Origin of the sequence: Yoonia maricola (assembly GCF_002797915.1) — a bacterium.
In the GTDB taxonomy this organism is placed as follows: Bacteria; Pseudomonadota; Alphaproteobacteria; order Rhodobacterales; family Rhodobacteraceae; genus Yoonia; species Yoonia maricola.
Genome location: NZ_PGTY01000002.1, coordinates 789,446 through 808,185, shown reverse-complemented (window position 1 = coordinate 808,185; position 18,740 = coordinate 789,446). Strand labels below are relative to the sequence as shown.

Sequence of the window (18,740 nt, the reverse complement as noted above, 5' to 3'; positions counted from 1 at the left end):
CGAGATCGTGATACCACGGGCTTTTTCTTCGGGCGCGCCGTCGATCTGGTCATAGGCCTGGAAGTCACCAAAGTACTTCGTGATCGCCGCTGTCAATGTCGTCTTGCCGTGGTCAACGTGGCCAATCGTACCAATGTTCACGTGCGGCTTGTTACGTTCAAACTTTTCCTTAGCCATTTTGCAGGGCCCTTAATTTTGAGGGGCCACAACCGGCCCGGTCCAACATCGCGGGCGATGTATTGGGAAACGGCAGGGAAATCAAGTGGGGGATGGCACCAAGGCGGGGCTGCGCGAACTTTTTTACGCGTAAGCCCTGATGCCAAACATGCTCTGCGCTTGGAATTTCGGAAACTGTAGCGGCTGTGATATCCTAAAGCCCTAGATTTGAAAGGGGATCAACATGAAACTCGGCGCATTCTCCGTCAGTTTGAACGTCAAGGATATTGCAGTTTCAAAGGCGTTTTATGCCAAACTGGGTTTTGAGCCGTTTGGCGGCGACGAGGAACAGGGGTGGCTTATCCTGCGCAACGGCGACACCGTTATTGGTCTGTTCGGAGGCTTTCTGCCGGGCAACACACTCACCTTTAATCCCGGCTGGGATCAGAATATCGAGGAATTGGAAACGTTTGATGACGTACGCGACATTCAAAAGCAGTTGAAAGCCAAAGGGCTCGCGTTCCTGTCCGAGGCTGATGAAACAACCAAGGGTCCAGCCAGCTTCATGCTCAAGGACCCTGATGGCAATCATATTCTGGTAGATCAGCATCGGTAAAAGGGCGCACGGCGCGGCTAACCCGTGCCGCATTCACTGCGTCAGAAACGCCATCGCGTCGGGGTGGTGCAGGCCTAATCCGGCCTGCACCCCTAACTTTGTTAGCCGACCATGGCGCCATCAACGCGCTTCACCGCCACAATGGACGAACGCGGCAGCATTCCTTCCCCATCGGGGAAAGGGGCCGCTGGATGCTGGATGCCGACAAACATCGTACGTTTATCAGCGGACCACGTCAGGCCCGTCACCTCAGACCCTTTTGGACCCGTCAGGAAGCGTTCGATCTGACCCGTCATCGGATCACCTGCAAGCATTTGATTGTTCCCCATGCCCGCAAAGTCGCCTTCATTGTCATCATCACCGTCAGTCTGAATCCACAGCAGGCCGGTGCTGTCGAACTGCATCCCGTCAGGTGCATTAAAGAGGTTGCCTTCGTTGATGTTGGATGACCCACCATAGGCATCACTGTGTACAGTCGGGTTCCCGGCCATCACATACAGGTCCCATGTAAAGGTCCGCGCGCCGTGATCATCGTTGCTGGGGTACCAGCGGACGATCTGACCATAGTCGTTTTCAGCACGTGGATTCGGGCCGTTCACCGGTGTTTCATCGCCACCCGCGTTTGGTGCGACGCCCCTGTCAGAGTTGTTGGTCAAGCAGCAGTACCCTTCGGCGGCAACCGGGTTTACGGCAACCCATTCCGGGCGATCCATGGTTGTTGCCCCTACAGCAGAGGCCGCCATGCGCGTGTAGATCGCGATTTCGGCTTCATCCATGCCGGTAGCTTCGGGTGTCAGGGCAAGCCATTCACCGGTCAGATCATTGTTAAACTTGGCGACATAAAGCTGACCATCATCCAACAGGGCCGACGTTGGGCCACCGGGTGTGTAGACGTCGTTCGAGACGTATTTATACAGGAACTCACCCCGCTCATCATCGCCCATATAGACAACCACACGGCCATCAGGTGCGATCACAGCAGCTGCGTTCTCGTGCTTGAAACGGCCCAGCGCTGTATGCTTGATCGGTGTCGATGTGGGATCGGTCGGGTCAATCTCAACGATATAGCCGAAGCGGTGCGGCTCATTCGGGTTTTGGCTGACGTCAAAGCGCGCATCGAACTTCTCATAGGCATAGCGACCTTCAAGGCTGATGCCATAGCGGACGTAATCCTCAGGAAGCGCAAATGCAGGATCGGTAGATCCGAAGTAGCCGTTAAAGTTTTCTTCGCAGGTCAAATACGTGCCCCACGGCGTTTTACCTGCACCGCAGTTGTTCATCGTGCCCAAAACAGTTGTGCCCGCAGGGTCATCCGGCGTCTGCAACAGCGGGTGCCCGGCGGCAGGACCAGCGATTGTCATCGGTGTGTTTTGCGTAATGCGGCGGTTCAGGTCACTGTCCACAACAATGGCCCAGCCGTCATCGCCCTCTGCCACTTCCATGACGGTTACACCCTGCATGTTCTGCAATGTCAGTACGTCATCTGCACTCAGGACTTCGCCATCCTGATGTGGCAGGTTTTCGCGCGGGTTCACATATTCGTGGTTCACCGCGATAACCTGACGACCATCAACGACAAAAGCTTCCATACCGTCGGTGTTTTCTCCAAACACACGATCAGAGCTTGTTACACTCATCCCAGTTTCTTGGCTTAGTTCTTCCGCGTCCGAAAACAGCGGCTCACCCCAGCGCGCGACCGGCGCCCAGGTGTAGCCTTCAGGCACGTGGACCGTGCCATCTGTCTGGACCGGGATCGGCGTAAAGCCAAAGCGGCTGGCGGTCTGCGCCTCGACAGATGTACCTGAAAGCAGGCCCGTGCTCATCACGGCAGCACCTGATCCGTAGGCCAAGACACCCGTCAAAAAACCGCGTCGTGAAATAGCGGCTTCGACGACATCATCAAAATCGGTTTGTTCGGGGGCGGGGCGTTGCAGCTCGTCCCATTCATCCCATGATAGGTCGTAAGTATCGGTGTTATCTTTCATCACACTGGCTCCGTGCTGGTTAGTTGACAGCGCGAATGTCCCTGCGATGAGATTCAATCATGTGACGGTGGCGTAACACCTTTGTAACGATAGCGACTAACTGAACCGGTTGTTCTTGGGGAACCCATAGGGTGGTCGTTTGCCAACCCCGGCGCGCGCGCCCTTCCAGTCGGTCATGTCAGGCTCTGTCCGGGTCTTGCCGCCGCCCATAGGCCATGACAGCCCCTCGGCCCATGTGAAGGTGGTAATGTCGGACAACCCGCCATCCAGTTCCAACATGCCCTGACGGCCAGAGGCCTTCTTGTACTTCTGAATGCGCACCCCCTTACCACGGTTCATCTCGGGCAGTTCGCTGACTTCAAACACAAGGAATTTCGCGTTCTCAGACACGACAGCGACATGATCGCCGACGACGCGATGACAGACTTTTGCAATTGTGTCTTTGACATTCAGAACCTGTTTGCCGCTCCGCGTTTGGGCCACGACTTCTTCCTCAGGGACGACAAAGCCGTTGCCCTCTGCGGATGCAACCAGCAGCTTTTCACCGGGCTTGTGGATCAGGAAATCCACGATTTCCACGTCATTGGGCAGGTCAATCATCAGGCGCAATGGTTCGCCCATACCGCGCCCGCCGGGCAGGTTCGTAGCACCCACGGTGTAGAAGCGGCCATTGGCGCCAAAGACCAGCAGCTTATCGGTCGTCTCTGCATGGAAAATAAAACGTGGCCCGTCGCCATCTTTGAATTTCAACTCGCGCGTCAGATCGATGTGGCCGGTCATCGCGCGAACCCAGCCCATCTGAGAGCAAACAACCGTAATCGGCTCACGCTCAATCATCGCCTCCAGCGGCACCTCGACCACTTCAGCGGCTTCGGCAAACTGCGTGCGCCGCGCGCCACCATCACTATCGCGGCCAAAGATCTTGCGGGTCTCACGCAACTGCTCTGCAATCTTGGCCCATTGCAGGTCATCGCTTTCCAGCAAATCCTCGATCCCCGCGCGCTCTTCCATCAAGGCATCACGCTCGGCGATCAGTTCGAGCTCTTCAAGACGGCGCAAGGACCGCAGGCGCATGTTCAAAATGGCCTCGGCCTGCACCTCGGACAACGAAACCTCAGGATCGGCGCCAGGCACGATGGGCGAACGATAGTCGGCCTCGGATATGGCACGCACGTGATCCTGCGCCCAGTCTTCGACCATGAGCGCCTGCTTTGGATCATCGTCATAGCGGATAATATCGATGACACGGTCCAAATGCAGGAAGGCAATGATAAAGCCCTCAAGCACCTCAAGCCGGTGGTCTATCTTTTCCAGCCGGTATTTACTACGGCGGATCAGGACGTCGCGGCGATGTTCCAAGAAAGCCCGCAGCACCTCCTTGAGCGAGCAAACCTTGGGCGTCAGCCCATCAATCAGCACATTCATATTCAGGCTGAACCGTGTTTCCAGATCAGAGTTGCGGAACAGCATGCCCATCATGACTTCAGGATCGACGGTCTTGGCGCGCGGTTCCAGTACGACACGGATATCGTCAGCGCTCTCGTCGCGGACATCTGCCAGCAGTGGGACTTTTTTAAGCTGGATCACTTCGGCCAGCTTCTCGATCAGCTTTGACTTTTGTACCTGATAAGGAATTTCGGTCACGACCACTTGCCATGTACCGCGCCCAAGGTCTTCGACCTCCCACTTCGCGCGCAGGCGGAAGGCGCCGCGCCCGGTGCGGTAGGCTTCGGCAATGTTTTCTTTGGGTTCAACGATCACACCGCCAGTGGGGAAATCCGGCCCCGGAATATAGTTGAGCAGCGTGTCGTCGCGCGCATCCGGCGTTTTGATCAGGTGAAGGCAGGCGTCAATCAACTCATGCAGGTTATGCGGCGGGATATTCGTGGCCATCCCCACAGCGATTCCGCTGGACCCATTGGCAAGAAGGTTCGGAAATGTGGCCGGCAAGACTGCCGGCTCGGTCAGCCGCCCATCATAGTTGTCGCGGAAATCAACGCTGTCCTCGGATAGGCCCTCCAACAATGCTTCGGCCGCAGCGGTCATCCGGGCTTCGGTATAGCGCGAAGCCGCAGGATTATCGCCGTCGATGTTGCCGAAATTACCCTGACCATCAACCAGCGGGTAGCGCACGTTAAAATCCTGCGCCAACCGCGCCATCGCATCATAGATCGCCGCATCACCATGTGGGTGAAAATCACCCATCGTGTCGCCGCTGATCTTGGCCGACTTCAGAAAACCTCCGGTAGGCGACAAACGCAGGCGTGACATTGCATAAAGGATGCGACGATGTACCGGTTTCAGCCCGTCGCGGGCATCCGGCAGCGCGCGGTGCATGATCGTGGACAGCGCATAGGTCAGATACCGGTCGCCAATGGCGCGGCGCAAAGTCTCAGTTACGTCGTTGGGGCCAAGGCCGGTATCGATATCATCACTCATAGCTATGGTGTAGCGATGCACGATTCCGGCGTAAAGCAACTATATATGGGCATGCATTCGCCTTCTAGGTGTCATGGCTCTTGCCACGGCGCGCTGTGCGCGCCAAACAGTTGCGATGACACAGAAATCAATACTCATTACGGGGTCATCCTCTGGCATCGGTTACGATGCCGCACATGGATTGCGGACAGCGGGCTGGCGCGTGTTCGCCAGTTGCCGCAAGCCTGAAGACTGCGAAAGACTACGCAGCGAGGGGTTTGAAAGCCCGCTGATTGACTACACAAACGCCGAAAGCATCGTAACCGGCTTGGCCGAAACGCTCGAGGCGACCGGCGGCACGCTCGATGCGCTTTATAACAACGGCGCCTACGCCTGCCCCGGTGCGGTGGAAGATTTGCCGACAGATGCATTGCGCGAGATTTTCGAGACCAACCTTTTTGGTTGGCATGAGCTGACGCGATTAGTCGTCCCGGTGATGCGGGCGCAGGGGCACGGCCGGATCATCAGCTGCTCGTCCGTGCTTGGGTTCATAGGGTACAAGTGGCGCGGCGCATATGTGGCGACGAAATTCGCGCTCGAGGGGCTGACAGATGTGCTGCGGCAGGAACTGTCAGACACTGATATCAAGGTCGTCCTGATTGAGCCGGGCCCAATCACCTCCGAATTCCGCAAGAATGCTGTCTCGCATTTCGAAAAATGGATAGACTGGAAGAACTCGGCACGCCGCGATGCTTACAGGGAAGAACTTGATCGGCTATATACCGATACCAAACCGGGCAAGTTTGAGCTTCCGCCGTCTGCCGTGACGAAAAAGATCCTGCACGCGCTCACATCACAACGGCCAAAGCCACGATACTATGTGACCACACCGACGTATCTGATGGGATTTCTCAGGCGCATTCTCTCTACCCGGTTGCTGGATGCGGTGATTTTGCGGGGCTGAGGGTTTCCTTCGCGGCCCTGCCCGCTACATCGCCAGAAACACGAACGAAGGACGCAAACCCATGGCAGACGATCCCCTTTTCTGGCTGATGTCACTCTCGGTGCTCATCGTGCTGGGCATTTTGATGTGGGGCATGGGCAGCTTTGGCAAGGGTGGTGAATACAATCGCAAACATGCCAATAAGATCATGCGCTGGCGCATCGGTGCGCAATTGGTGGCCGTCGTTATGATCCTCATTTTTGTCTATCTGCGCGGCGAAGGAAGCTAAGAAATGGTTGTTCTCAACAAGATTTATACAAAAACCGGCGATGCGGGTGAAACCGCACTTGGCAACGGCAGCCGGGTCGCAAAACATTCCTTGCGGGTCACATCCTATGGCACCGTGGACGAGACAAATGCTACCGTTGGCTTGGCGCGTCTGCACGCGACGGGTGACATGGACGCACAGCTCGCGATGATCCAGAATGATCTGTTTGATCTGGGTGCCGACCTTTGTCGCCCCGACATGGAAAAGGACGGGGAAGAAGAATACCCGGTATTGCGCATGACCGATGCGCAGGTCGAACGATTGGAAGGCCAGATTGATGCGATGACCAAAGAGGTCGAGCCACTCCGCAGTTTCATCCTGCCGGGTGGGTCAGCCTTGGCCGCACATCTGCACTTGTGCCGCACGGTGTCGCGCAGGGCAGAACGTTTAACGGTGGAACTGGCCACAATGGAATCGGTGAACCCTGCGGCGGTCAAATACCTCAACCGGCTGTCTGACTGGTGTTTTCAGGCGTCTCGTATCGCCAATGACAACGGCAAGAACGACGTCTTATGGGTACCCGGTGCGAACCGCTAAGTAAGGTGGATCATGATCCACCTTACGTTCGTACCTGACGTGCACGTCAGGAACGTGGCGTCGGTAGCCTCTGGCGCGTCGATTTTGCACTGTTTTTGCGCGACCGCGCAGGATAACAACATCCCGAGAACTCAATTGATCAGATTCTTAGGAGAGTAACGCAGATGAAGGTCCTCGTACCCGTCAAGCGCGTGATCGACTACAACGTGAAGGTTCGTGTCAAAGCGGATGGTTCCGGTGTTGATCTCGCCAATGTCAAAATGTCGATGAATCCATTCGACGAAATCGCCGTGGAAGAAGCCATCCGCCTGCGTGAAGCGGGCAAAGCTGACGAAGTGGTTGCCGTCTCTATCGGCGTCAAGCAAAGCCAGGAAACACTGCGTACCGCCCTTGCTATGGGTGCCGACCGCGCGATCCTTGTTGTGGCCACTGATGATGTGCACACCGATATCGAGCCGTTGGCTGTTGCGAAAATTCTTGCGGCCATCGTCAAGGAAGAAGCCCCTGGTTTGGTGCTGTGCGGCAAGCAAGCCATCGACAACGACATGAACGCTACGGGTCAGATGCTCTCTGCTCTGCTGGGCTGGTCACAGGCGACATTTGCTTCCGAAGTTGACGTGGACGGCGACAGCGCGACTGTCACACGCGAGGTGGACGGCGGTTTGCAGACCATCAAGGTCAAGATGCCCACAATCGTGACTGTTGATCTGCGCCTGAACGAGCCGCGTTACGCATCGCTGCCAAACATCATGAAGGCGAAGAAAAAGCCTTTGGACGAAAAGACACCCGCCGACTACGGCGTTGATGTCGCACCTCGTCTGAGCATTGTTGGCACGGCCGAGCCAGAAGCGCGCAAAGCGGGCATTATTGTTGGCTCTGTCGATGAACTTGTTGAAAAACTCAAAGAAGCGGGGGCTGTTTAATGGCTGTTCTTCTGATTGGTGAAGTCACTGACGGCGCCTTGGCCGTTGATGCAACGGCCAAGGCCGTTTCCGCAGCACAGGCTTTGGGCGATGTAGTCGTCCTATGTGCCGGTGCGTCCGCGAAAGCTGCGGCTGATGAGGCGGCAACGATTGAAGGCGTGTCCAAAGTGCTATGTGCCGAAGATGCGGCATTGGGCCACCGTCTGGCCGAGCCGACTGCCGACCTGATCGTCTCGCTCGCCGGCGACTACACACATATTGCTGCACCCGGCACGACCGACGCCAAGAACGTGATGCCACGGGTGGCCGCACTCTTGGATGCGATGGTGATTTCCGAAGTAACGGCGATCGTTGACGCTGACACGTTTGAACGTCCGATCTACGCGGGTAACGCGATCCAGACGGTGAAATCTTCCGACAGTAAAAAAGTCATGACAATCCGTACCGCCGGCTTTGATGCCGCTGCGATGGGTGGCTCTGCTGCTGTCGAAAGCATTGGTGCGGCTGGCAACCCCGGCCTGTCCGAGTGGGTCGAAGACAAGGTTGCCGCCTCTGACCGTCCTGAGCTGACATCCGCAGGTGTTGTTGTCTCCGGTGGTCGCGGTGTCGGTTCCGAGGATGACTTTGCCCTGATCGAAACGCTGGCTGACAAGTTGAACGCCGCCGTGGGCGCATCCCGTGCGGCTGTAGACAGCGGCTATGCGCCCAACGACTGGCAAGTTGGCCAGACGGGTAAGGTGGTTGCGCCTGATCTTTATGTCGCTGTCGGCATCTCCGGTGCGATCCAGCACTTGGCCGGTATGAAAGACAGCAAGATCATCGTCGCCATCAACAAGGACGAAGAAGCGCCGATTTTCCAAGTGGCTGACTACGGTCTGGTGGCCGATCTGTTTGACGCAGTACCAGAGCTGACAAGCAAACTGTAAGCTGGGCAAAATCGCAATGAAAAGGGCCCGCGCATCATGCGCGGGCCCTTTTCATATGGCGTATAGCTGATCACGTATCCTGGGGATCAAGGCTGCGCTCGCCTCAACATGACAATCGACGCCCAGCATCTCAGACGCGGCCTTGGCCTGCGACGGCGGGAAAAACATGCCACGCGACCCTTGCGACACTGCCCGTTCTGTTGGGTTTGCGACAACCACGTCTTTGACCAACGGGCGCAGCTCGTCAATCATCGATGCGGTAATAAACAAAGGATCGACCTGCATTTGATTGGGGTGGTCAGACCAATGTTCATCGGTCATCACATCGTCCGAAAACCACAAAAGGATAACCTTATCGCCAATTTGGTCTAGCATGTTGCGCATGCGCGCCAGCCAAGCCTCTCGCAGTTCATTGACGACTGTATCAAACCGCTCAATCGATTTGGAGTGCAGCACGCTCAGCATATGGCGGGTAAAGGAAAACTCCGAAAAATCCACGTCCTGATAGATGGCCTGCAATACAGTAGAGGCGCGCAAGAACCGGTCATTGCGGCGCGGATGCACCGAATAAAAACGGTTTGACAGGAAATTCGCGCCCATCACCTGAACTACGGTCAAGTCAGCCTCAGAACAAATGCCCATAACGGTCGGGTCGTTCACAAAGGCATCAATCCCGCCATTCACACAACCGAAGTTCACGCAGGTCTGGCGCATGGCTTTTTCAACCAATTGCGGAAATGGTTTTTCAATAAATTTGCCATAAGTCTCGGTCCCGCCGATAAACGCAATATACGGCAGATCAAGCCGTTTACGTGGCCCGCGGAACAGCATGCGAGATCCCCCGTAACGGCACGGCGAGTAAGACAGATCACCGTTTTCAATTTTTTCATGTTTCATGGCTTCCGCCCCTCCGTTTCATCACCCGAAAACAGATTCGCCGAAATCCTTTGCGAATTCGCTAATAGTGGCATTCGATGAAAACTTTACCCTTTCTGCCGTCTTGAAGCCGCCCCCTGCGGGGGCCTATGGTGCACCGAACCCGCAAAGGATTGATCATGGCAATTGAACAGGTAGGCATCGTCGGCGCAGGGCAGATGGGCAACGGCATCGCGCACGTCTTCGCCTTAGCCAACTATGAGGTCGTGCTGACAGATATCAGCGCAGAGGCCCTAACCGCCGCAGTCGCGCTGATTGACCGAAATCTTGACCGGCAGGTCAGCAAAGACTTGATTACTGCGGCCCAAAAAGCGGAGGCGATGAAGCGGATCAGCACAACGCAAACGCTGACCGATCTCGGCAAAACCGACCTGATCATCGAGGCCGCGACCGAGCGTGAGACGATCAAGACCGCAATTTTCGAAGATCTGGTCCCGCATCTGAAGCCCGAAACGATCCTAACGTCGAACACATCATCTATCTCGATCACGCGGCTTGCGTCGCGCACAGACCGGCCCGAAAAATTCATGGGGTTCCACTTCATGAACCCTGTGCCGATCATGCAATTGGTCGAATTGATCCGCGGCATTGCCACGGATGAGCCGACGTTTAAGGCCTGCCATGCGGTTGTTGAGCGCTTGGGTAAAACCTCGGCCACAGCCGAAGATTTTCCAGCCTTCATCGTCAACCGCATCCTGATGCCCATGATCAACGAAGCGATCTATACGCTTTATGAGGGCGTGGGGTCCGTCCAGTCGATTGATACCTCGCTGAAGCTGGGTGCGAACCACCCCATGGGGCCGCTGGAACTGGCCGATTTCATTGGGCTGGATACCTGTCTTGCAATCATGAACGTGCTGCACGACGGGCTGGCCGATACCAAATACCGCCCCTGCCCTTTGCTGACAAAATATGTTGAAGCGGGCTGGCTGGGTCGGAAGTCAAAGCGCGGGTTCTATGACTATCGGGGTGATGTGCCAGTACCAACGCGGTAGCGGTGTCCGGAACGGCTGGGTTGAGTCAGGAAGTAGACTATTTCAAGTCTAACTAAACAGCGTGCTGCTTAAGCACTTTCAGCGGTATGGCGTGGCCTTTCCAAAGCTCAACGCGGTAGTGGTCGTCACCATCGAGGCCATCATCTGAAACCTTGTCTAGGTTGGCGTATAGCACACGTGCTTCATAGCAGCCGCTTTCCAAAGTTAGCCGTAACGCATCTGGAAAGTAGTCTGTGCATCCTGCGACAACTAACCGACCTGATGGCACACAAATCGAAAACTCAACAACATGATCCCACAGAGATAAATCTACGTCGGGTGAAATATCAGAGATAACGATTTTCACCGGAACTTCCATGTTTCGAGCAGTGCTAACGGCAAAAGCGTTCGCCTCTAAAGCAAGTCGTGCGTTGCTTGCTATATCCGTCCAGGCATCACCGTCGATTCCATCCGACTGCTCATCTTGAATGTAAAATTGGAAATAGTCCGCGAATAGCTGAAGTTGTACATCGGTCATTTCATGAAAAATATACAGTGAATGATCGAGGTCAACGGCAACACATTGTGCATTGCAGACATACAAAGCCCACTACTCTTTCAGCTTCAACGTCTCTTCGCGCATCCAATCCATGCAGGCGCGCTGGTCCTTAAGCCGCTCTTTCACCTCGTCTTCGTCAAACGGGTGGCCCACGACCGGTTTCTGCGGCTTCCCGCAGGCGTTAACGATTTCATGGATCAACAGGCTCTGCCGAAGCGTTGGTGAAAGTTGGTTGGCAATCTGATACCAACGCGAATTGGCACCGGGAAAGAATAGCGGCACCACCCGCGCGCCAGAGGTGCGGATCATTTTGGCGGTAAAGAGGTTCCATTCATCCTCGATCATCGGCCCAAACAGTGAATTGGACGATGCCACGACACCCGATGGAAAAACCGCAATAACACCGCCCTCTTTAAGATGCGCCATCGCATTCCTGCGCATCTCAACCATTTTGGCCTGTGCATCTTCATCATGCGGAAAGGGCACAGGGATCATGTATTTGCCCGCTTCCTCGTCAATGTCTTTCAGAAATGCGCGGGTCAGGATGCGGTAATCGGTGCGGACTCGCCCAATCAGATCAGCAAAGATCATCCCATCGACCATCCCATGCGGGTGGTTTGCCACAACAACAACCGGGCCGGTTTTGGGAATACGGTCTAGCTGCTCTTGCGGGGTGATCAGGTCAATCCCCATCACATCCAGTGCGCCGCGCCAAAACGCCTGTCCGCGCAGCTTGCCCTTTTTTTCAAACTTGCGGATCATACGGATCACATGGATCTTACCGGTAAACCATTCAATCGTTTTGATGATGATGCGTTTGACCGGGCTATCAAATGTGTTCGAATAGGTCAGTGCGCCACGGTCGTATAGCCGCGGCGGATTATCGGACAACGCGGGCTGGGCAGAGGCCTTGGGGGTCGTTTCGGTCAATATATTGTCCTATGCGATCCACATGCGTTAGTCGCCTTCACCAAACTTGTCGGCGACCAGGTTTTCGATAGCGGCTGCAAGCTCTTTCGCCTGCGGGCCGCGGGTTTCCACCTCAATAAAGGTTCCGATAGAAGCTGCCAACATCAAAAGCCCCATGATGCTGTCACCGCCTGTGCTCTCGCCGTCCTTGCGAACAGTTGCGTCGGCGTCAAAGCTTTCTACGACTTCCACCAGTTTGGCCGATGCGCGGGCATGCAGCCCTTTGATGTTCTGGATTTCAAGGCGCATCCGGTTCATTGGGGTAGCCCACCCTTATGGCTGTTGATGTATTTGTGAGCCGCAGCAATCGCAGCTTCGACCGCATCGGGAACGGTCGCGTTGCGCGACTTGGCCAGTTTGATCAGCATGGGCAGGTTCGCCCCATAAAGGATGCGGCGGTTGTCTGGGCTACAGGCCCGCAATGACAGATTTGTCGGTGATCCGCCGAACATATCGGTGACGATGACCACGCCATCGCCCGTGTCAACGCCATCAGCGGCATCACAAATCTCATCCTGTTTGATAGCACGGTCATCTTCGGGGCCGATGGCAATACTGACCATACCCGGCTGTGGGCCGACGACATGTTCGACTGCGGCGTGATACTCTTGCGCCAACCCACCATGCGCGACAATGACAATCCCGATCAAACCGCGGTTCCCTTGTTTTCCTCAGCGGCGCGCCGCTCTAACTCGCGGTGTCGCTTAGACACATGCCAACCATCTTGTGCAAGCGCTTCTGCCAGCTTCTCGGTCATTGTGACGGAACGATGTTTGCCGCCTGTGCATCCAAAGCCAATCGACAGATGTGCCTTGCCTTCATCCCGGTGTGCAGGCAGCAGCAGATCGGCAAGTCCTTTGACCTGCTCAAAGAAAGCCGAAAACCGGGGATCGGCAGCAACATAGGCCGCCACTTCCGGGTTACGCCCATCAAGTTTGCGCAATCTCTCAACCCAATGGGGGTTTTGCAGAAAGCGACAGTCCATAACGATATCCATGCCACGCGGCAAACCACGCTTGTAGGAAAATGAATGCAGCGTCACACCCAACTTGCGTCCGTCACCCGCCCCGAACCACTGTTCCACCTCTACCTTGGCATCATGGGGCGACAGACCTGTCGTATCAATCAACACATCCGCCCGCGCACGCACCGGGACCAGCAGCGCCCGCTCTGCGGCGATGCCTTCCAAAGGTGAACCGGCAGGGGCCAGCGGATGCCGACGCCGCGTTTCGGAATACCGGCGTACCAACTCTTCCTCTGCGGCATCCATGTAGAGCACCTGTGCGGTCAGCTCGCCCTTGCCGGTAAGACGATCGATGGTATCGATCAAGGCGGCTGTGCTGAAGTCACGGTTGCGCACATCGACGCCCAGCGCCAAAGGGCGTGTGGGCGGCGGACCATCCAATAGCCGTGGGAGAAGGGACAGCGGCAGATTGTCGATCACCTCAAAGCCCAAATCCTCAAGCGCATTGATCGCCGTAGAGCGACCCGCACCAGACGGGCCTGTCACCAACACCACGGCGGGTGCGGGAACCACGGGATCAAGACCTGTTTTGGTCATCTATCGCTCCAGCCAGACCTGAGGATTTGTAATACTGCAGGTGCAAAGTGTGATGCATCAATGCGGCATATCAAGGGCAAATCACATCCCAAATACGTGAATAGCTGCTGCTGTGGCAGGCGATTTGTCTCGCTGTAATCAAGATCAACGGCCAAGACGACCCGGGCGGCAGGCAGCGTGGTCGCGTTCAATATCCCAACACCGCGTGCTTCGATCAGCCCTTGAATATTTGGATGGGGCTCAGCGACAAGGGCACCTTCTTTGACAGAGAGGCACACACGGTCATCGGCAACCAAACCACAACCCAGCGCCATCAAGGTCAGCGCCAGCGCTGATTTTCCAGCGCCTGCAGCGCCCATGATCAAAACGGCCCGATCTTCCCAAGCCACACAGCTGGCATGGAGGGTGTCGGACGCAGACATAACTAGATCGGCAGGCCGACGACGAAACGTGCGCCCAGAGGTTCAGACGTCGGGTCAGCGTCAGTCGGGCGGATGTTTTCCGCCCAGATAGCACCGGCATGCGCTTCGACAATCTGCTTGGAAATCGCCAGACCAAGACCAGAGTTATTCCCAAATTGCCCTTCGGGCCGTTCCGAATAGAACCGCTGGAACACTTTGGTCAGCGCATCATCGGGGATGCCCGGACCGGTATCTTCAACCACGACCAACACGCGGTTTTGCCGGGTCCGCGCCCATACGCGGATGGCATCACCTCTGTCACAGAACGAAATGGCGTTCGTGATCAAATTGACAAACACCTGCGCCATGCGCCCTTCCAGACCCTGCACCATAATCTCGCCGTCGGGCAGGTCCGCAACAAAATCGACACCACGCGACGTGGCGTCCTTGCCTAGGAACTCGGCGATATTGCCAAGCATATGGATGAGGTCAAATGTCTCTTCTTCTTCCTTGACCAGTTCACTATCCAACCGCGATGCGTTTGAGATATCGCTGACCAAACGATCAAGCCGTTTCACATCATGCTCGATTACCTCAAGCAGGCGTTCGCGCTGATCATCACGCTTGGCGACACGCATGGTGCCAACGGCGGACCGCAAGGACGCCAGCGGGTTCTTGATCTCATGGGCAACGTCAGCGGCAAACTGCTCGTTGCCTTCAATGCGTTCATACAAAGCAGAGACCATACTGCGTAATGCAGCCGACAAGCGGCCAATCTCGTCCGGGCGTCCGCTAAGATCAGGAATACGCACCCGCCCCGGCGACATCTTGCGCGCGTTCTTTTCCTGGCTCGCCTCTGCAGCCGTCGCCAGTTGGGCTAGCGGATTGGCAATCGTCGATGCCAGCACAAGGCTCAACCCGATGCTCACAAGCACACCCACAAAGAACAGTCGCAAGAACTGTTCGCGTTCGCGGCGCACAAGGCTATCGACCTCACCCGCAGCGGTGGTGACAGCGATCACCCCGACGGCCACGTCATTGCGCATGATCGGCGTTGTCACAATGAAACTGGTCGCGCCTGCAATCTCCGAGGCCTCCAATTGGGTGCCACTTTCCATCGCTAACCGAACATTTTCCTGAGACAGCTGCACAAAGGCTTCGTCGGCGTCCACAGGTTCTTCGCCAAAAGAACCCAAACTAACCATGCCTTCCCAAAGGGATACAAGAAAATCAAGGATGAAAGTGCCGCCCGTCTGCTCTTCCAGTTCCGCGATCTGTTCAGCATTAAGGCTACCTGTGGCGCGCGCGACCAAAGTGGTATCAGGGGCAAAGACCGACACCTCCACACCGCCGCGCAAGTTCAGACCGTTCAACGTTGCCGTCGGGTTAATCCCATCAGCCGTGACCAGATTGACCGGCGCAATCGACGGCAGCTGACCTTCAAACACATCCGCAATCAGCTGCGCTTCATTGATAAGGCCATTGGCACGTTGAAACGCCAAACTATCGCGCGAAGGGCTCAGATAAAGCACTCCAGCAATCAGCAGCATCAAAGCAATCAAGTTGAACGTGATGATCTTGCGGGCAATGGGCGACCGGCGCAGCGCAAACAGGCGACCACCCGGGATCTCATCAACTTCGATATCTTCGGTGACAAGATCCGGGTCGACCCAGTCATCGCCCAGCACAAGGTCGGGCGTACGCGCCGCAGCACGCACGGACTTCAGGTCGCGTACGTCAATTTTCGGCGCTGCCGTCATGACTTACTCTTCGTTGTAGCGATACCCAATGCCATAAAGGGTTTCGATCGCAGAGAACTCGTTATCCGTGTTGCGCATCTTTTTGCGCAGACGTTTGATGTGGCTGTCGATCGTACGATCGTCCACATAGACTTGGTCGTCATAGGCGACATCCATCAGCTGATCGCGGCTTTTGACAAAGCCGGGTCGCTGGGCCAACGCCTGCAACAACAAAAATTCCGTTACCGTAAGGGATACGTCTTTCCCTTTCCACTTTACCGCGTGACGGAGCGGGTCCATCACCAACTCACCGCGGACCATAACCTTGGTGTCCTCGGTTTCCTCAATCTCTTCGCCCGCAATCGCATCTTGCCTCCGCAAGAGCGCCCGGATTCGTTCGACAAGTAAACGCTGAGAAAATGGCTTTTTTACGTAGTCATCTGCGCCCATTCTAAGGCCAAGGACTTCGTCGATCTCATCATCCTTCGACGTCAGGAAGATAACAGGCATCGAGGTTTTTTGCCGCAGACGCTGCAACAAGTCCATACCGTCCATGCGTGGCATCTTGATGTCCAGAACGGCCATATCAGGCATGCGCTTGTTAAAGGCCTCAAGCGCCGACAGACCGTCATTGTAGGTCTCCACCTCAAAGCCTTCTGCCTCAAGGGTCATCGAAACAGACGTGAGGATATTCCTGTCATCATCTACAAGTGCTATTCGCGACATATTGGAAACCCTTCATTAAACATGCTCGACGCTCTTACAGACGTTGCTTTAGCACTTTTCACTGTTTTGAACAGGCGAATCAACTGTTAAGTCAAACATTGCCTTATATTTGCCACAATTGGGTTACTTTTGCCGAATTTGCGGTTCTAGCGCGGGCCTATTTCCGCCGCTATCTTATTTGATTGCGCTAACATCAAAATGGTTGCGCTAACGTGGGCAAACTGGGGTATCCGCCTTGGAAAGCTTGGTGCTATGGAAGACCATCGCAGGCCAACTCGGCCACTTCAAAAAGGAGCGAACCCATGGACCACGGTACGGTCAACCCGTCGATGAAACTTGAAGATCAAGGCATCACAGGGCTGGGTTATGTCTATTACAACCGCACTGAAGCAGAATTACACGATGCCGCCGTTGCTGCGGGCGAAGGTGTGACCGGAAAAGGTGGAACGTTCTTAGTCTCAACAGGCAAGCACACCGGTCGGTCACCGAAAGACAAATTCGTCGTCAAAACCGATAACGTGGCAGATACAATCTGGTGGGACAACAACCCGCCAATGGAACCTGCACATTTTGACGTGCTCTATGCTGATATGCTGGATCATATGAAAGGCGGCACTTACAACGTGCAAGACCTGTTTGGCGGCGCCGACCCCGCACACCGCCTTGACGTGCGGGTCGTGACAGAGCTGACATGGCATGGCCTCTTCATTCGTCACATGCTGCGCCGCCCAGAGGCATCCGAGCTTGAGACGTTTACCCCCGACTTCACAGTGATCAACTGCCCGACTTTTAAAGCGGACCCAACCAAACATGGGTGCCGCTCTGAAACCGTGATCGCGATGAACTTTGAGAAAAAGCTGATCCTGATCGGCGGCACTGAATACGCGGGCGAGAACAAGAAGTCTGTCTTCACCCTGCTCAACTACCTGCTGCCTGAAAAGGGCATTATGCCAATGCATTGTTCGGCCAATCATGCACCGGGCAATCCGGTTGATACGGCCGTGTTCTTTGGCCTGTCTGGTACTGGCAAAACAACATTGTCCGCAGATCCGACACGTGTTTTGATCGGTGATGACGAACACGGCTGGTCCGACCGTGGCACCTTTAACTTTGAAGGTGGGTGCTACGCCAAGACCATCGGCCTGGACCCAGAAGCGGAACCGGAAATCTACGCCACTTGCGAAATGCCGCACACCGTTATCGAAAATATGGTCTTTGATCCAGAAACGCTGGAACTGGACTTTGAAGACGATAGCCTGACCGCAAACATGCGCTGTGCTTACCCGTTGAACTATATTTCAAACGCATCCAATACCGCGCTTGGCGGGCACCCCAAAAACATCATAATGTTGACCTGTGATGCCTTCGGCGTGTTGCCACCCATCGCGCGGCTGACACCGGCACAGGCGATGTACCACTTCTTATCCGGCTTCACCTCCAAGGTTGCAGGGACAGAGCGTGGCGTGACGGAACCCGAACCCACGTTCAGCACATGCTTCGGCGCGCCCTTCATGCCGCGCAGACCAGAGGTCTACGGCAACCTGCTACGCAACAAGATCGCAAGTCATGGGGCCACCTGCTGGCTTGTAAATACAGGTTGGACTGGCGGGGCTTATGGCACTGGTTCACGGATGCCGATCAAAGCCACACGCGCCCTGCTTTCTGCCGCATTGGACGGCACGCTGATTGAAAGCACTTTCCGTAAGGATGTGCATTTCGGCTTTGACGTGCCGATCTCGGTTGATGGCGTTGATGACGGATTGCTGAACCCACGTGACACATGGGCCGACAAGGCAGGCTATGACGCGCAAGCCGAAAAGCTGGTGACGATGTTCAGCGACAACTTCGAAAAATATGTGCCGTTCATTGACGATGACGTCAAAGCTGCAGCGATTGGGTAAATCGACGTAAGGTGGATCATGATCCACCTTACCTTCCTCAACCGCCCATAAATACAGCACATCAATCCTAAACCGCCCAATACGTATACGGTTTGGGAACATTTCTTATCCGATGGATCGGAAACGCTGCCTATCATCCACG

The 18,740-nt window shown here is 55.6% G+C and carries 20 protein-coding genes; 8 read left to right on the top strand and 12 right to left on the bottom strand.

Annotation, left to right across the window (positions count from 1 at the left end; translation table 11 throughout):
- Positions 1–177: GTP-binding protein (locus BC777_RS14185; protein WP_245834379.1), on the bottom strand; the 177-nt coding region annotated here is incomplete at its 3' end.
- A 223-nt stretch (positions 178–400) separates the two neighbouring features.
- On the opposite strand from BC777_RS14185, the gene BC777_RS14180 reads away from it, so the two are divergent.
- The gene (locus BC777_RS14180; RefSeq protein ID WP_100368803.1) at positions 401–772 is read left to right on the top strand and encodes a VOC family protein; all 372 of its coding nucleotides are present in this window, start codon (positions 401–403) and stop codon (positions 770–772) included.
- Positions 773–873: 101 nt separating this feature from the next.
- Here BC777_RS14180 and BC777_RS14175 read toward each other — a convergent pair whose 3' ends face one another.
- Together BC777_RS14175 and BC777_RS14170 are read right to left on the bottom strand one after the other, a co-directional pair.
- Positions 874–2,757: a PhoX family protein gene (locus BC777_RS14175; protein WP_100368802.1), complete on the bottom strand. Its 1,884-nt coding sequence runs from the start codon at positions 2,755–2,757 to the stop codon at positions 874–876.
- A gap of 96 nt (positions 2,758–2,853) precedes the next feature.
- Positions 2,854–5,196, bottom strand: a complete 2,343-nt coding sequence (locus tag BC777_RS14170; protein WP_100368801.1) for a DNA topoisomerase IV subunit A — start codon at positions 5,194–5,196, stop codon at positions 2,854–2,856.
- Positions 5,197–5,311: 115 nt separating this feature from the next.
- Between BC777_RS14170 and BC777_RS14165 the strand changes: the two genes are divergently transcribed.
- The 5 genes from BC777_RS14165 to BC777_RS14145 all read left to right on the top strand — a co-directional run bounded on the left by BC777_RS14165 (position 5,312) and on the right by BC777_RS14145 (position 8,832).
- A complete protein-coding gene (locus tag BC777_RS14165) occupies positions 5,312–6,139 on the top strand; it encodes an SDR family oxidoreductase (protein WP_100368872.1) in 828 nt (275 codons plus the stop codon).
- 61 nt (positions 6,140–6,200) lie between these two features.
- Complete coding sequence (locus BC777_RS14160) at positions 6,201–6,407, top strand: twin transmembrane helix small protein (RefSeq protein WP_100368800.1); 207 nt, start codon at positions 6,201–6,203, stop codon at positions 6,405–6,407.
- Between the two features lie 3 nt (positions 6,408–6,410).
- Positions 6,411–6,983, top strand: a complete 573-nt coding sequence (locus BC777_RS14155) for a cob(I)yrinic acid a,c-diamide adenosyltransferase (protein ID WP_100368799.1) — start codon at positions 6,411–6,413, stop codon at positions 6,981–6,983.
- 164 nt (positions 6,984–7,147) lie between these two features.
- Positions 7,148–7,906: an electron transfer flavoprotein subunit beta/FixA family protein gene (locus tag BC777_RS14150; RefSeq protein WP_100368798.1), complete on the top strand. Its 759-nt coding sequence runs from the start codon at positions 7,148–7,150 to the stop codon at positions 7,904–7,906.
- Positions 7,906–8,832, top strand: a complete 927-nt coding sequence (locus BC777_RS14145) for an electron transfer flavoprotein subunit alpha/FixB family protein (protein WP_100368797.1) — start codon at positions 7,906–7,908, stop codon at positions 8,830–8,832. Before BC777_RS14150 ends, BC777_RS14145 begins: the two co-directional genes overlap by 1 nt.
- A 51-nt stretch (positions 8,833–8,883) precedes the next feature.
- Here BC777_RS14145 and BC777_RS14140 read toward each other — a convergent pair whose 3' ends face one another.
- Entirely contained in the window at positions 8,884–9,729 is an 846-nt protein-coding gene (locus BC777_RS14140; RefSeq protein ID WP_100368796.1) for a DUF6473 family protein, read from the bottom strand.
- Between the two features lie 158 nt (positions 9,730–9,887).
- On the opposite strand from BC777_RS14140, the gene BC777_RS14135 reads away from it, so the two are divergent.
- The gene (locus BC777_RS14135; RefSeq protein ID WP_100368795.1) at positions 9,888–10,763 is read left to right on the top strand and encodes a 3-hydroxybutyryl-CoA dehydrogenase; all 876 of its coding nucleotides are present in this window, start codon (positions 9,888–9,890) and stop codon (positions 10,761–10,763) included.
- Between the two features lie 52 nt (positions 10,764–10,815).
- Here BC777_RS14135 and BC777_RS14130 read toward each other — a convergent pair whose 3' ends face one another.
- The 8 genes from BC777_RS14130 to BC777_RS14095 form a co-directional block, all read right to left on the bottom strand.
- Positions 10,816–11,280, bottom strand: coding sequence for a hypothetical protein (locus BC777_RS14130; protein WP_100368794.1), 465 nt, complete (start codon positions 11,278–11,280; stop codon positions 10,816–10,818).
- Between the two features lie 72 nt (positions 11,281–11,352).
- Positions 11,353–12,231 carry a lysophospholipid acyltransferase family protein gene (locus BC777_RS14125; RefSeq protein WP_100368793.1) on the bottom strand — a complete coding sequence of 293 codons (879 nt, stop codon included), beginning with the start codon at positions 12,229–12,231 and terminating at the stop codon, positions 11,353–11,355.
- 27 nt (positions 12,232–12,258) lie between these two features.
- Entirely contained in the window at positions 12,259–12,528 is a 270-nt protein-coding gene (locus BC777_RS14120) for an HPr family phosphocarrier protein (RefSeq protein WP_100368792.1), read from the bottom strand.
- Positions 12,525–12,920 carry a PTS sugar transporter subunit IIA gene (locus tag BC777_RS14115; protein WP_100368791.1) on the bottom strand — a complete coding sequence of 132 codons (396 nt, stop codon included), beginning with the start codon at positions 12,918–12,920 and terminating at the stop codon, positions 12,525–12,527. The genes BC777_RS14120 and BC777_RS14115 overlap by 4 nt, the downstream gene beginning before the upstream one ends.
- Complete coding sequence (gene rapZ, locus BC777_RS14110) at positions 12,917–13,831, bottom strand: RNase adapter RapZ (RefSeq protein WP_100368790.1); 915 nt, start codon at positions 13,829–13,831, stop codon at positions 12,917–12,919. The genes BC777_RS14115 and rapZ overlap by 4 nt, the downstream gene beginning before the upstream one ends.
- Positions 13,828–14,253, bottom strand: a complete 426-nt coding sequence (locus BC777_RS14105) for an HPr kinase/phosphorylase (protein WP_100368789.1) — start codon at positions 14,251–14,253, stop codon at positions 13,828–13,830. The genes rapZ and BC777_RS14105 overlap by 4 nt, the downstream gene beginning before the upstream one ends.
- A gap of 2 nt (positions 14,254–14,255) precedes the next feature.
- Positions 14,256–15,992: a sensor histidine kinase gene (locus tag BC777_RS14100; RefSeq protein ID WP_100368788.1), complete on the bottom strand. Its 1,737-nt coding sequence runs from the start codon at positions 15,990–15,992 to the stop codon at positions 14,256–14,258.
- A gap of 3 nt (positions 15,993–15,995) precedes the next feature.
- Positions 15,996–16,697, bottom strand: coding sequence for a response regulator transcription factor (locus BC777_RS14095; RefSeq protein WP_008232971.1), 702 nt, complete (start codon positions 16,695–16,697; stop codon positions 15,996–15,998).
- Positions 16,698–16,999: 302 nt separating this feature from the next.
- On the opposite strand from BC777_RS14095, the gene BC777_RS14090 reads away from it, so the two are divergent.
- Entirely contained in the window at positions 17,000–18,598 is a 1,599-nt protein-coding gene (locus BC777_RS14090; RefSeq protein ID WP_100368787.1) for a phosphoenolpyruvate carboxykinase, read from the top strand.
- Positions 18,599–18,740: the final 142 nt, after the last annotated feature.

What these genes read in the sequence shown, in the direction of transcription:
- BC777_RS14180 (WP_100368803.1), top strand. Translation starts at nt 401, where the DNA reads ATGAAACTCGGCGCATTCTCCGTCAGTTTGAACGTCAAGGATATTGCA.
- BC777_RS14175 (WP_100368802.1), bottom strand. Translation starts at nt 2,757, where the DNA reads ATGAAAGATAACACCGATACTTACGACCTATCATGGGATGAATGGGAC.
- BC777_RS14170 (WP_100368801.1), bottom strand. Translation starts at nt 5,196, where the DNA reads ATGAGTGATGATATCGATACCGGCCTTGGCCCCAACGACGTAACTGAG.
- BC777_RS14165 (WP_100368872.1), top strand. Translation starts at nt 5,312, where the DNA reads ATGACACAGAAATCAATACTCATTACGGGGTCATCCTCTGGCATCGGT.
- BC777_RS14160 (WP_100368800.1), top strand. Translation starts at nt 6,201, where the DNA reads ATGGCAGACGATCCCCTTTTCTGGCTGATGTCACTCTCGGTGCTCATC.
- BC777_RS14155 (WP_100368799.1), top strand. Translation starts at nt 6,411, where the DNA reads ATGGTTGTTCTCAACAAGATTTATACAAAAACCGGCGATGCGGGTGAA.
- BC777_RS14150 (WP_100368798.1), top strand. Translation starts at nt 7,148, where the DNA reads ATGAAGGTCCTCGTACCCGTCAAGCGCGTGATCGACTACAACGTGAAG.
- BC777_RS14145 (WP_100368797.1), top strand. Translation starts at nt 7,906, where the DNA reads ATGGCTGTTCTTCTGATTGGTGAAGTCACTGACGGCGCCTTGGCCGTT.
- BC777_RS14140 (WP_100368796.1), bottom strand. Translation starts at nt 9,729, where the DNA reads ATGAAACATGAAAAAATTGAAAACGGTGATCTGTCTTACTCGCCGTGC.
- BC777_RS14135 (WP_100368795.1), top strand. Translation starts at nt 9,888, where the DNA reads ATGGCAATTGAACAGGTAGGCATCGTCGGCGCAGGGCAGATGGGCAAC.
- BC777_RS14130 (WP_100368794.1), bottom strand. Translation starts at nt 11,280, where the DNA reads ATGACCGATGTACAACTTCAGCTATTCGCGGACTATTTCCAATTTTAC.
- BC777_RS14120 (WP_100368792.1), bottom strand. Translation starts at nt 12,528, where the DNA reads ATGAACCGGATGCGCCTTGAAATCCAGAACATCAAAGGGCTGCATGCC.
- rapZ (WP_100368790.1), bottom strand. Translation starts at nt 13,831, where the DNA reads ATGACCAAAACAGGTCTTGATCCCGTGGTTCCCGCACCCGCCGTGGTG.
- BC777_RS14105 (WP_100368789.1), bottom strand. Translation starts at nt 14,253, where the DNA reads ATGTCTGCGTCCGACACCCTCCATGCCAGCTGTGTGGCTTGGGAAGAT.
- BC777_RS14100 (WP_100368788.1), bottom strand. Translation starts at nt 15,992, where the DNA reads ATGACGGCAGCGCCGAAAATTGACGTACGCGACCTGAAGTCCGTGCGT.
- BC777_RS14095 (WP_008232971.1), bottom strand. Translation starts at nt 16,697, where the DNA reads ATGTCGCGAATAGCACTTGTAGATGATGACAGGAATATCCTCACGTCT.
- BC777_RS14090 (WP_100368787.1), top strand. Translation starts at nt 17,000, where the DNA reads ATGGACCACGGTACGGTCAACCCGTCGATGAAACTTGAAGATCAAGGC.